Source organism: Sphingomonas sp. FW306-1B-B10E, from assembly GCF_058782005.1.
Genome location: NZ_JBYSXG010000014.1, coordinates 45,175 through 53,371, shown reverse-complemented (window position 1 = coordinate 53,371; position 8,197 = coordinate 45,175). Strand labels below are relative to the sequence as shown.

Sequence of the window (8,197 nt, the reverse complement as noted above, 5' to 3'; positions counted from 1 at the left end):
CCCCCCCCCCCCGCGGCGCTAAGCGCCGCTCTACCCCTCACCAACCTCCGCTAGGCAGCAAGCTGCCAAGCTGCGGTATCCTCTCCCCTAGCAAGGGGAGAGGGAGATTTGGGGTGGGCATGCGCCGCGACTGGCGCGCGCTCACCCCACGAAAGCCCGCTCGACCACGAACGTCCCCGGCTTGTTGTTCGAGCCTTCCTCGAAGCCGTGGCGCTCGAGCATCGCCGAGAAGTCCTTGATCATCTCGGCGCTGCCGCACAGCATCACGCGGTCAGTCTCCGGGTTGAGTGCGCGATCGCCCGCCACCGGCGGCTGGAACAGCCAGCCTTCCTCGATCAGCTGGCCGATACGCCCGGTGGTACGGAACGGCTCGCGGGTCACCGTCGGTATATAGTGGAACTGGAGCAGCGCCTGGTCGGCGACGAGCGGGTCTCCGGCAAGCTGCGCAGTGAGTTCGTCATGATAGGCAAGGTCGCTGACCCGGCGGGTCGAGTGGACGATCACCACCTGGCTGAAAAGGTCGTAGATGTCGGGATCGCGCGCGATGCTGAGGAACGGCGCGAGGCCGGTACCGGTCGAGAGCATGAACAGCCTCTTGCCGGGGATCAGCGCGTCCGACACCAAGGTCCCGGTCGGCTTCTTGCCGAGATAGACCTGGTCGCCCTCGCGGATCATCTGCAGCTTCGAGGTCAGCGGTCCGTCCTGCACCTTGATCGACAAGAATTCGAGCTCGTCCGACCAGGTCGGGCTGGCGATCGAATACGCCCGCATCAGCGGCTTGCCCTCGCCTTCTAGTCCGAGCATCACGAACTCGCCCGAGCGGAAGCGGAAGCTCGCCGGACGCTCGATCGCGAAGCTGAACAGATGCTCGTTCCAGTGGCGGACCCAGCGAACGTTGCAGGTCTGGAAAGCGGCATGCTCGGGAAGCAGATGGGGCGGTCGGGCGTGCATGTTCATCGAAAGAAACGGTTCCTGAATCATTTGGATGCGTCGTTCAGACCGCGAGGGCCAAAGCGACGCGCGTGGCGGCGAACTGGAGCGTGCGCTGTGCCTCGGGCTTCACCAGCGCTTCAACGATGTTCTGCACCACTGTTTCCTGCCCTTTAGCGGCCGCGGCGTGAAGTGCCAGCAACAATGCCTCGTCATCGCCCAAGCTGAGACATCCGATTGTGCGAAATTGGAGCGATGCCAGCCCGTCGCGATCGAGCAGCATCATCGCGATGTTGAAATCGGGCAGGATGGCCGAGACCCGGTGCGCGGCAAGCGCCGGCCCGATCGCGGCGCATGGGCAGCGCCCGCCCCGCATCGCCCCGACCCATTGCCGCATCGCCCAGAGGAGCAACGCCTCGCTGCGGGCGAGTTCGGACACGCTTCGATCGAGGAACTGATACACGCCGCACCCTCGCATTGACCGGCCCGTCTGCGAGCCGTTCGCGTCCTAGCGCGTGATGCGAATGAGTTGCAATAGCTAAACCCCTCTCCCCTTGCGGGAGAGGGAGGGAGCCGATGAAATCGGCGGAAGGGTGAGGGGGAGTCGTAGCAGGTTACGTCCCCCTCATCCTTCCCACTCGATTTCATCGAGCGGGCCCCTTCCTTCTCCCACAGGGGGAGAAGGAGATTTAGTCCGGCTTCTTCGCCACGCCGACCAGCGCCGGCCGGAGCAGCCGGTCCTTGATCATGTACCCGGTCTGGATCTCCTGAACGACGGTGCCCGGCTCGGCATCGGCCGAAGGCACTTCCATCATCGCCTGGTGACGATTGGGATCGAGCGTCTCGCCGACCGCGACGATCTTCGAGATGCCGTGGCGCGCAAACACCGAATCGACTTCGCGCCCGGTCGCGTCTAGCCCGGTGACCAGCCCCTTGAGCCGATCGTCCTCGCGCAGATCAGCCGGGATCGCGGCGAGCGCGCGGCTGAGATTGTCGGCGACCGACAGGATGTCGCGCGCGAAATTGGTCGCGGCATAAGCGCGCGCGTCCTGCGCTTCCTTCTCGGCGCGACGGCGGACATTCTGCGTTTCGGCCTGCGCGTACATCACCGCGGCGCGCGCCTCGGCGAGCTGGGCCTCGAGCTCGGCGCTGCGGTCGTGCTCGGCAACTTCGGGGGCGGCTTCGGCGGTTTCCTCGCGAAGGCTGGTCTCCGCGTCCTGCACGTCCGCGCTCATCTTCTCATTCTCGTTCGACATATTTCCCTGTTCGTCAGGCTAGTAATCGGGCCAATGTGGCCGCCGTGAAATCCACCATGGGCACGACACGCGCATAGTTCAACCGCGTCGGGCCGATCACGCCCACCACGCCGACCACGCGCCCGTCGAGCGCACGCACCGGTTTCGCGATGACCGACGACCCCGATAACGCAAACAGCTTGTTCTCCGATCCGATGAAAATGCGCGTCGCCTCGCCTTCGCGCGCGCTGTCGAGCAACCGGGCGATCTCCTCCTTGCCCTCGAGCTCGTCGAGCAACTGGCGGACGCGCTCGAGATCCTCGGTCGCGGCGGTATCGATCAGCCGCGCCTGACCGCGCACGATCAGCACCGGGCGGCGGTCGCCATCTTCGCTCCACACTGCCAGCCCGCGCTCGACCAGGGTCGCCGCTGCGCTGTCGAGCGCCGCACGCTGCTGGCCGAGGTCGCGCTCGATCCGTGCCCGCGCCTCGCCGAGCGTCAATCCGCTCAGCATCGCGCTCATATAGTTCGCCGCCTGCTGGAGCGAGGCCGGGTCGATCCCGCCCGGGATCTCGACCACGCGATTCTCGACCGATCCGTCCTCGCCGACCAGCACCGCGAGCGCGCGATCACGGCTCAGCGGCACGAAGCCGAACTGACGCAGCACCGGCTCGACCTTGGGCACCAGCACCAGCCCAGCGCAAGACGACAGCCCCGACAATGCCGCGGTGGTGCTCGCCAGCGCCTGCTCGATCGGCCCCGCCTGCCCGGCGCGCGACTCGATCGCGGCGCGCTCCTCGGCGGAGGGCGCGCTCGCCTGCATCATTCCGTCGACGAACAGCCGCAGTCCCGACTGGGTCGGCATCCGCCCCGCACTGGTGTGCGGCGCGGCGAGCAGCCCGGCCTCTTCTAGATCCTGCATGACGTTGCGGATCGAGGCGGGCGACAGATTGAGCGTCGAGATCTTCGAGATCGTCCGCGAGCCGACCGGCGCGCCGCTGTCGAGATAGGATTCGACGACGATCCGGAACACGTCGCGCGCGCGATCGGTGAGCTCGTGGATCGGAGGGGTGGTCATGCGGTGATATGTAGCGAAGGCGACAGCGGGCTCAACCTACCGTCGTCGGTGTGCCCTCCCCGACCCCTCCCGTAAACGGGAGGGGAGCGAAAGCGGCACGCGCCGGATTTCAGCGCTCCCCTTCCGCGTAGCGGGAGGGGTCGGGGGAGGGCCCGACCCACTTACGGCCGCGGCCCGATCATCTCCTGCACCGGCAACAATTCCGCCGCGCCGCCCAGCGCTTCGGCGAGCGCGGCGTTGTCGCGACGGCAGCCATAATAGAAATGCAGCGCCTGGCCGTCGCCGATCGCGCGGGTCCAGCGGACGTCGACGCTCGGCATGTCGGTCGGCGCGTTGCCGCAATTGGCGCTGCCCATCTCGTAGCGGACCTCGCCGCTCTCGGGCCGATAGGGCGCCAGCCGCGCCGCGAACGCGTCATATTGCGCGCGGGTCAGCGTGAAGCGCCGCTCGCCGGTGACCGCAGTGAAGCGCTTGCCCTCGAACACGCCCGTGCCGTCCGGCCGCACCGTCACCGCATAGACCGGGCAGCGCCCGAAGCACGGCCCGGTCTCGTAGCGGATCGAATCGCTCTCGATGGGCCGCACCGTGTCGGGCCGCTCGGGCGCGACGCACCCTGCCAGCGAAGCCGCCGCCGCACCCAATATCATCCAGTTCCGCATGCTTTCCTCCGCTGCCTGCCCTACTCGTGCGCACCGGCTTGGTTCCCGGCGCGACACGGTCTAGGTGGCGCCAACCAGTTTGCAGGAGAATGAACCGATGCGCCCCTCCGGCCGCGCCCCCGACGAAATGCGCAGCATCACGATCGAGTCCAATTTCACGCGCCATGCCGAGGGATCGGTGCTGATCGGCTTCGGCGACACCCGCGTATTGGTCACCGCGAGCATCGAAGAGCGGATCCCGCCCTGGCTGCGCGGCAAGGGCGAGGGCTGGGTCACCGCCGAATATGGCATGCTCCCCCGCGCCACCCACACGCGTAGCCAGCGCGAGGCCGCCAAGGGTAAGCAATCGGGCCGCACCCAGGAGATCCAGCGGCTGATCGGCCGCTCGTTGCGCGCGGTCACCGACCTCAAGCTGCTCGGCGAGCGCCAGATCACGCTCGATTGCGACGTGCTCCAGGCCGATGGCGGCACGCGCACCGCGGCGATCAGCGGCGCCTGGGTGGCACTGCGCATCGCCACCAACAAACTGCTCGCCGCCGGGCTGCTCGAAAAAGACCCGATCCTGACCCAGGTCGCGGCAGTGTCCTGCGGCATCTATCAGGGCAATCCGGTGCTCGACCTCGACTATGACGAGGACAGCGCGGCCGATGCCGACGCCAATTTCGTCCTGCTCGCCGACGGCAAGATCGCCGAGGCACAGGCGACCGCAGAAGGCGCAACCTATGACGAGGAAGGCCTGCTCCGCCTGCTCCGCCTCGCGCGGATCGGGTGCAACCAGATCTTCGCCGCGCAGTTGAAGGCGGTATGAGCGGCGAAGGCGAAACTCCCCAGGCGATCCGCAAGCTCGCCCCCGGCAAGCTGGTGATCGCCAGCCACAATCCCGGCAAGGTGCGCGAGATTCGGGCGCTACTCGGGCCTTACGGCGTCGAGCCGGTCTCGGCCGCCGAGCTCGACTTGCCCGAGCCCGACGAGACGGGAACCACCTTCGTCGCCAATGCCGAACTGAAGGCGCTGCAGGCGGCGGATCTGTCCGGCCTGCCCGCGCTGGCCGACGATAGCGGACTGTGCGTCGAGGCGCTGAACGGCGATCCCGGGATCTTCTCGGCGCGCTGGGCGGGCGAAGCCAAGGACTTCGGCATCGCGATGCAGCGCGTCGAGGACAAGCTCGCCGCGCTTCCACCGGAGACCAGCCGCGACGCGCATTTCGTCTGTGCGCTCGCGCTCGCCTGGCCCGACGGCCATGTCGAATGGTTCGAGGGCCGTGCCGACGGGGTTCTGGTCTGGCCCCCGCGCGGCGACCGCGGTTTCGGCTACGATCCGGTGTTCGTGCCCAACGGCCACGACGTCACCTATGGCGAGATGGACCCCGAGGCCAAGCACGCGATGAGCCACCGCGCCGATGCGTTTCGGCAGTTGGTGGCGGCGGTCTTTTAACTATCCGTCGTCCAAGAAGCTGTTCCCTGGCGAAGGCCGGGGCCCAGTTTCGACGAACCCAGCGAGCGAGGACGATCCTCTCGAATCGCGTGGCAACTGGGCCCCGGCCTTCGCCGGGGAACAGTGCCCGTTCACGGCCGATACCCCGGCGGCTGCTCCGGATTGGCCTGATCCTCCCGCGGCGCACGCGTCGGGATCGGCACCGTGTCGAGCGCCTCGGGCACCAGCGCCAGTGTCTGGATCGCCGCCAGGCCCCATTGCGCCGACCCGTTGGTCGACACGCCCGGCCATTCGACGACCCCGCCGGGCAGCTTCACGCGCGGGTCGCCCTTGACCACCCGCATCCCCGCCTCGCCTGAATAGAATTCTGCCGCCGCGCGCCGCGCAAGTCCGGCATCGCCGGTCATCTTGGCGACATAAGCGGTGAGCCGCGAATGGCCCTGCTTCAAGTTGCGCCCGCCATAGGGCTTGTCGAACTTCGCTGCCCACTCCTCGCGCGGCGCATTGTACCAGCGGCAATAATCGAACCACGCGGCGCGGAAGCGCGGCACGTCGATCAGTTCAATCAATTCGGCCTGGATCTCCACCGCGCCGAACACCGAATTTAGGTGCGAGATTCCGATCGTGTCACGGCTGAGGAAGCGTCCGCTCGCCAGATCGAACGGCGCGCCGCCGGTCAGCCAGCCGTTCGGCATCCGGCCGATACTGTCCATCCCCGCGACGAGGCGGTCGCGCCATTTCTTGTCACCGGTGCGCTCCCATTCGGTGAGCCACGCCCCCGCGCACACCGCCCAGGTCGTGCCGAACGCCATCTGGATCACGCCCTCGGGCAGATCCTCCTTCGGCGCACTGGTCTTCCGCCCGATCTCGACATGGTCGAGCGTCTGGTCCGAGGTAACCAGCGCGCGCATCAGGTCGCCGACCCGCTCGTCGGCAGTGAGATAATAGAAGATGCGGCGATAGGCGGCGTTGCTGACCCGCGGCTGTTTCGAGCTGTCGCTCCAATGCTGGACGCCGTGGCGCGTGCCGAGCCCGGCGAAGCGCCCCATGTGATAGACGTCGACCTCACCAGTATGCCGCGTCATCGCCTCGGCGAGCCGCCAGGTCTTGGCGTCGCCCGAGCGCAGCGCGGCATACCACAGCCACAGATCGGTCGAGAGCTCGCTATTGTCCCAGGCGAAGCCGCCAATGTCGTATTTCCATTGGTGCCGGTCGGGATCGTAGCTGTGCATCACATCGCCGTGATCCCAGAAGCCGTACCAGCTGCGCCGGTCCACTTCGCCGGCATAGAAGTCGACGAGATTGGCGAGCTCATCCTCGATCAGCGCGCGCTGCGGCGTCGAGCGGTCGGGCAGGTTCCAGTTGCCGAACACCCCTGCGGCGTGGAGATGCGCGGGCTCGGTCATCAGCTGCGGCGGCGTCGCGGCGGCGCAGGCGAGCGCTTGAAGCCGCGAGGTTTCGGGAGTGGCGTCGAAGGCCCAGAGCATCAGCTCGCTCGTCCGCGCGATCCCTTTTGGATCATCCCAGCCGGGCTCGTAATCCTCATAGGTGATATCAAGCCCCTGGTTCTGCGCGTCGAAGCCCTCCATCCCCATCGTGCCGTGATAGGCGCGCAAGTCCATCGGCCGCGCGTCGGGCGACCACAGCCACGCGGTCAGGCTGGCGGTGTCCGAGGCGGCATTGCGCACGTCGAGCTGGGTCGGGTGGCGCTGCCAGAAATAGCGCGCGGCGAGCCCCGCCCCGCCCTGCGGCGTCCCGACATAGCCGAAGCCCGGCGCGCGCCGGCCCTCGTCCGAATCGATCCAGCCATGGCCTTCGCCCGTGCGCTTGGTCAGCGTGAAGCCATTGGCGTTGAGCTGGGCGAGGCTGAAATCGTTCCACGCCGGGATCCGCTCGAGCAGCTTGCCCACCGGATCGCGCATCTCGGCAACCGCCACGGTGCGCCCGGCGACCTGCGCCGCGCGCACCGCCTTGCCCGGATCGCGGCGCAGCCCGGTGAGCGGGCGCACCGCCTCGGCGAACATCGTGTCCTCTGCGGTGGCAAAGCGGACATGGCGATCGTGCAGCGGCCCACGCATCGGCACGTCGGTCGCAACGCCGAGCGCCGAAATATGGTCGCTCGCGTCCAAGTCGAGGATGAAGCTGTGCACCACGCGCAGCGCCTCTGACCCGGCATAGGCATAGAGCCGCACCACGAACGGCAGCACCGATCGCCCGCCGCCGACATGATGCCCCTCGAGCCGCACCACTGCGCGCACCGGCCCCTTCTGCTCGACCACCGCGCGTTCGATCGTCCCGGTCAACGCGACCCGTTCCCCTTCCGGCGAGCCCGCACGAATCTCGCCGAGCAGCCGCGCATTGGCGAGCAGGGTCCGATCGCCTTGCTTCGCCGATCGCACCGCCGCGGGGCCGCTCCTCGCGATGTCCCATTCGAGCGCGCCCGAGCGGACCAGGATCGCGTCCGCCGTCTCGTGCACCGATACCGGCGCCGCGGGCAGCGCCGGACGCCCGCGCGCGACGACCAAGCCGTCGCTTCCCACCCCCGCCGGCACCGCATGCGCAGTCCATTTGATCGAGCCGTCGGGCCAATAGGCGGTCGGCCAGCTCTGCGACGGCACCTCCCCGTCGGCTCCGCGCACCGTCAACGCCTTTCCCTTGGCCAGCGTGCCGCGCGCCCAGGCGACCCCGAAGGTCTGTCCGCTGTGCAGCTCGGGCGCCGCCCAGTCGATCCAGCGGACCGGCGCCTCGACGCCCTTGCCACGCCGAGCCTGCGCCATCGCCGGCGCCGCCCCCGCGGCCGCCGCCGACACGATCGCCCCCTGCAGCATCGTCCGTCGCGTCAGGTGCATGTCTCTCTCCCG

General features: G+C 68.1%; 8 protein-coding genes. 2 read left to right on the top strand and 6 right to left on the bottom strand.

What is annotated here, in order from left to right:
* Positions 1-141 precede the first annotated feature (141 nt).
* The 5 genes from AC3WJI_RS07745 to AC3WJI_RS07725 all read right to left on the bottom strand — a co-directional run bounded on the left by AC3WJI_RS07745 (position 142) and on the right by AC3WJI_RS07725 (position 3,902).
* Entirely contained in the window at positions 142-951 is an 810-nt protein-coding gene (locus AC3WJI_RS07745; RefSeq protein WP_492756685.1) for a ferredoxin--NADP reductase, read from the bottom strand.
* A gap of 43 nt (positions 952-994) precedes the next feature.
* Entirely contained in the window at positions 995-1,393 is a 399-nt protein-coding gene (locus AC3WJI_RS07740) for a hypothetical protein (protein WP_492756684.1), read from the bottom strand.
* 226 nt (positions 1,394-1,619) lie between these two features.
* Positions 1,620-2,186, bottom strand: coding sequence for a nucleotide exchange factor GrpE (gene grpE, locus AC3WJI_RS07735; protein WP_492756683.1), 567 nt, complete (start codon positions 2,184-2,186; stop codon positions 1,620-1,622).
* Positions 2,187-2,199: 13 nt separating this feature from the next.
* On the bottom strand, positions 2,200-3,243 hold the full coding sequence (hrcA, locus tag AC3WJI_RS07730; RefSeq protein WP_492756682.1) for a heat-inducible transcriptional repressor HrcA: 1,044 nt from the start codon (positions 3,241-3,243) through the stop codon (positions 2,200-2,202).
* A 161-nt stretch (positions 3,244-3,404) separates the two neighbouring features.
* Positions 3,405-3,902, bottom strand: coding sequence for a DUF6438 domain-containing protein (locus tag AC3WJI_RS07725; protein ID WP_492756681.1), 498 nt, complete (start codon positions 3,900-3,902; stop codon positions 3,405-3,407).
* A 97-nt stretch (positions 3,903-3,999) separates the two neighbouring features.
* Between AC3WJI_RS07725 and rph the strand changes: the two genes are divergently transcribed.
* Entirely contained in the window at positions 4,000-4,710 is a 711-nt protein-coding gene (gene rph, locus AC3WJI_RS07720; protein WP_492756680.1) for a ribonuclease PH, read from the top strand.
* On the top strand, positions 4,707-5,336 hold the full coding sequence (gene rdgB, locus AC3WJI_RS07715; protein WP_492756679.1) for an RdgB/HAM1 family non-canonical purine NTP pyrophosphatase: 630 nt from the start codon (positions 4,707-4,709) through the stop codon (positions 5,334-5,336). Before rph ends, rdgB begins: the two co-directional genes overlap by 4 nt.
* A gap of 131 nt (positions 5,337-5,467) precedes the next feature.
* Here the strand turns inward: rdgB and AC3WJI_RS07710 are convergent, their stop codons facing one another.
* Entirely contained in the window at positions 5,468-8,185 is a 2,718-nt protein-coding gene (locus AC3WJI_RS07710; protein WP_492756678.1) for an exo-rhamnogalacturonan lyase family protein, read from the bottom strand.
* Positions 8,186-8,197: the final 12 nt, after the last annotated feature.